The organism is Francisella noatunensis subsp. noatunensis, from assembly GCF_009823375.1.
GTDB lineage: Bacteria > Pseudomonadota > Gammaproteobacteria > Francisellales > Francisellaceae > Francisella > Francisella noatunensis.
Genome location: NZ_WBSX01000150.1, coordinates 1 through 3,492 on the forward strand (window position 1 = coordinate 1; position 3,492 = coordinate 3,492).

A 3,492-nucleotide genomic window follows, 5' to 3' on the forward strand; every position below is an offset into this window, starting at 1 on the left:
AAGTTAAAGCTTAGACACTTATTATTTTTCAAAGCTAGACAATATAAATACAAAAAAGAAGGTGACTCTAAACAAGTTAAGATAAAGGATAGAGCGAGTATTTCTGAAAGACCTAGCAGTGCTAATAATAGAAAAAATCTTTATCACTTTGAAGGTGACACTATTGTTGGTAAAGACCATAAAAGTGCTATTGTAACAATGGTCGATAGAGCTAGCAGATTTACTATTTTAGCCAAGTCTATAGATAGAACAGCTAATTCAATCAATAGAATATTGTACAAAGTATCTAATGGTCATAAAATATTAACAGCTACATTTGATAATGGTAAAGAGTTTGCTAAACATAAGAAGCTAACTAGCAAGACTGGCATCAAAGTATTCTTTGCTGATCCATACAGTCCTTGGCAAAGAGGTACTAATGAAAACATGAATAGGTATATCAGACAATTTATATCTAAAGGTACTAACTTTAACAATATATCTCATCAATACATTAGAAAGTTACAGATAGACTTGAATAATAGACCTAAGAAATGTTCAAATTACTTGACACCTAATGAAGTACATTTTGGTATCTCTATAAACATTGAGAATACAATCTAGCTTATAAAATGTCGATATGTTAGAATTATTACAAATATTTAATTTAATTAGACAAAAATAATAATGGAAAAGAAACAAGTTAAAGCAGTATCACTAATTTCTGGTGGTCTTGATTCAATGCTTGCAACAAAAATGATGTTAGAGCAGGGTATACATGTAGAAGGTATAAATTTTTTTACTGGTTTTTGTGTTGAGGGACATACTCATGCAATTCGTAAGCAAGATAAAGAAAAACAAAAACGTAATAATTCACTATGGGTTGCTGAGCAGTTAGGAATTAAGTTACATATTATTGATGTGATTGAAGAGTACAAAGATGTCTTATTAAATCCTAAATATGGCTATGGTGCTAATATGAATCCATGTCTTGACTGTAAGATTTTTATGGTGCGTAAAGCTAAAGAAATGGGCAAAGGAAAATGGCTTTGATTTTATAATTACAGGTGAAGTAATAGGTCAAAGACCAATATCACAGCGTAAAAGTACAATGCCAGTTGTTCAAAAACAATCAGGAGTAGATGACTTATTACTTAGACCGCTAAGTGCAAAAAACTTACCTGAAACAAAACCTGAAAGAGAGGGTTGGGTTGATAGATCTAAGCTAATGGGAATAACAGGTAGAGGTAGAAAAGATCAAATGAGAATGGCGCGCGATTGGGGGATAGAGGATTATGCATCTCCTGCAGGAGGATGTTGCTTTCTTACTGATAAACAATACTCTGATAAATTAGTTGATTTATGGCAAGCGCGTAATTCAAAAGAGTATGAATTTGATGATATTATGCTTCTTAAAGTAGGTAGACATATTCGTTATAAACCTGAATATAAACTTATAATTGGTCGTGAAGAAGGTGAAAATAATTATTTAAATGGCTATAAAAATCAGTTTATTCATGTGTACAGTTCATCTCATCAAGGCCCTTTAATCCTTATTGATGGCGATTTTGATAAAGCAGATGAAGATTTTACAGCACAAATTTTAGGTAGGTTTACACAGGGTAAAAATGCTGAAAGCGTAACAATGGTGTTTAACTATCTTGATGGTACCAGTAAGGAAGTTGTAGTTAGGCGGATGCCTGCTGATGAGATTAAAAAAGAGTGGTATATAAAGAGTGGTATATATAATGCAGCAATTAAATTTGGAAAGACTTCTTTGCCCAATGCCAGTTATCAAAACACAAAATGCTTTGAAAGCTATGCAGTCAGGGGAGCAACTAAAAGTAGTTTGTACAGATCCTGGGACTATGCATGATATTCCAGCATGGTGTAAAGTAAATGATTATATACTTGTCAAAGCAGAACAAGTAGTAGATAAATATGAATTTATAATAGAGGTGAAATAGTGGATCATTCAGTTTTAAATGTGTTGGTTTGTCCAGTTTGTAACTCAAGTTTACATTATGACAAAGAAAATCAGCTTTTAATTTGTAAGGCTGACAAATTAGCTTATCCAATTCGCGAGAATATTCCAGTAATGTTAGTTGAAGAAGCTAAAAAACTAACGTTAGAAGAGGTAAAAAAATATGGCTAATATTCATGTTGTAATCCCTGCTAGACTTAAGTCTACACGTTTACCTGGCAAGATGCTTGCAGATATTGCAGGTAAGCCAATGATTCAAAGAGTGTATGAGCAGGTAGCTAAATCAAAATTTAAAAGCATAATCATAGCTACAGACTCTCAAGAAATAAAGGAAGCTGCGGAAAATTTTGGTGCAAAAATAATCTTGACAAGAGATGATCATGAGTCAGGTACAGATAGGATAGCAGAGGCAGTTACTAAGCTGGGTTTTGCTGATGAGGATATTGTTGTCAATGTACAAGGTGATGAACCTTTGATTCCTATTGAGAATATTGAGCAAGCAGCACAATTATTAATTGAAAAGCCAGAAGCAGTTGTTTCAACATTGTGTGAGAGAATTACTGAAGCTGAAGACATATATAACCCAAATAATGTCAAAGTTGTTTTTGATAAAAATAACTATGCTTTATATTTTAGTAGAGCCTCAATCCCTTTTGAAAGAGGTTTCTCAGAGAATCATCAAGTTAGTATATCTGAATTTTTTAGGCATATTGGCATATATACCTATAGAGTTGGCTTTTTGAAGCACTATGCAGAGCTTGCAATATCACCAATCGAAAAATATGAAGCTCTTGAACAGCTAAGAGTGCTATATAATGGTTATAAAATTGCTGTTGAACAATCAGCTAAACCAACTCCTGCAGGTGTTGATACACTTCAAGATTTAGAAAAAGTAAGGAAACTATTTGATGTTTAAGCTAGATTTTCGTTTAGAAGCTGATACTTTTGAAATTTGTGAACACTTAGACTGTAAAATTTTGCTAATGAATAATTCTACAGTGCCTTGGTTTATAGTTGTGCCGTTTACAGTTAGAACAGAGTGGTATCAACTTGATGATTCACAGCAGTATAATATTAATAAGATTATTAATAAACTATCTAGCTTTATAGTCAACGAATATAAAGCGGATAAGTTAAATGTAGCCACTATAGGTAATGTGGTTAAGCAAATGCATATTCATGTAGTAGGACGTTTTGAAAATGATCCTGTATGGCCAGCTCCAGTTTGGGGTAATATTCAGTCTAAATCATATACTGATCAAGAAAAAAACAAGTTATTAGAAAAAGTTAAAAGTATATTCTAAATAAATTGATCTTTACTAATCACCGTATATATTATCTATTCTAATTAACATTTAAACTATTAATTAGTTTATAATAACAATCAAGTATTTTTTTATTAGCTAGATTGTATTCTGAAAGTTTTAAATAGTTGAAAGAGAGTTCCAAATATAGTTTATTAGGTTTTGACGAAACTAAAATAAACGATAAGGAACTAAAAAATGCCAAAGCACTTAACTCTTTCAAAT

6 protein-coding genes and 1 pseudogene are annotated in these 3,492 nt (G+C 31.8%); 6 read left to right on the forward strand and 1 reads right to left on the reverse strand.

What is annotated here, in order from left to right:
• The 6 genes and pseudogenes from F8C69_RS09640 to F8C69_RS09665 all read left to right on the forward strand — a co-directional run.
• Window positions 1-603: IS30 family transposase (locus tag F8C69_RS09640; protein ID WP_159184674.1), on the forward strand; the 603-nt coding region annotated here is incomplete at its 5' end.
• Between the two features lie 63 nt (window positions 604-666).
• A pseudogene (locus F8C69_RS09645) lies at window positions 667-1,711 on the forward strand (tRNA (5-methylaminomethyl-2-thiouridylate)-methyltransferase); the annotation flags it as partial.
• Between the two features lie 52 nt (window positions 1,712-1,763).
• A complete protein-coding gene (locus F8C69_RS09650) occupies window positions 1,764-1,946 on the forward strand; it encodes a sulfurtransferase TusA family protein (RefSeq protein ID WP_234384269.1) in 183 nt (60 codons plus the stop codon).
• Window positions 1,946-2,134, forward strand: a complete 189-nt coding sequence (locus F8C69_RS09655) for a Trm112 family protein (protein WP_013923253.1) — start codon at window positions 1,946-1,948, stop codon at window positions 2,132-2,134. The genes F8C69_RS09650 and F8C69_RS09655 overlap by 1 nt, the downstream gene beginning before the upstream one ends.
• Entirely contained in the window at window positions 2,127-2,879 is a 753-nt protein-coding gene (gene kdsB, locus F8C69_RS09660) for a 3-deoxy-manno-octulosonate cytidylyltransferase (RefSeq protein ID WP_159185010.1), read from the forward strand. The genes F8C69_RS09655 and kdsB overlap by 8 nt, the downstream gene beginning before the upstream one ends.
• The gene (locus F8C69_RS09665; protein ID WP_159185011.1) at window positions 2,872-3,267 is read left to right on the forward strand and encodes an HIT domain-containing protein; all 396 of its coding nucleotides are present in this window, start codon (window positions 2,872-2,874) and stop codon (window positions 3,265-3,267) included. The genes kdsB and F8C69_RS09665 overlap by 8 nt, the downstream gene beginning before the upstream one ends.
• Before the next feature lie 40 nt (window positions 3,268-3,307).
• On the opposite strand, the gene F8C69_RS10880 is transcribed toward F8C69_RS09665, so the two are convergent.
• The coding region (locus tag F8C69_RS10880) for a hypothetical protein (protein ID WP_236352448.1) at window positions 3,308-3,492 on the reverse strand (185 nt) is incomplete at its 5' end.